This is a genomic window from Priestia sp. SIMBA_032, from assembly GCF_046535215.1.
Classification (GTDB): Bacteria; Bacillota; Bacilli; order Bacillales; family Bacillaceae_H; genus Priestia; species Priestia aryabhattai.
In genome coordinates this window covers 1-284 of record NZ_JAWRXD010000454.1, presented here as the reverse complement: position 1 = coordinate 284, position 284 = coordinate 1, and the positions used below count along the sequence as shown (strand labels likewise).

Here is a 284-nt window from a genome sequence, read left to right as displayed (position 1 = left end):
CAGAAGGAGATGGCCTGGGTGAAGTACAGCGCGATCGCCCTGGTGCGGTCGTCGAGCGGGTCTGTGGTCGAGAGAACCGTGTCCATCCACCCCCTCACCTCCCCGAGGAGGCCGGCGACCCACCAGTAGATGAAGAGGCTCCACGCCAGATGGGCCGCCCGCTCCCAATCGTGCTGATCGAGCAGGTGGCGTACGGCGGCGCGGAGGTTGCCTGTGTCCGCGTTCAGGCGGATGACCCAGTCGTGCTGCGCCGCGCCTTCCAGCGCGATGTCCGCCTGGTCGCC

The 284-nt window shown here is 68.3% G+C and carries 1 protein-coding gene; it reads right to left on the bottom strand.

The features are described from left to right. Positions 1 to 284: hypothetical protein (locus SB717_RS35135; protein WP_410907523.1), on the bottom strand; the 284-nt coding region annotated here is incomplete at both ends.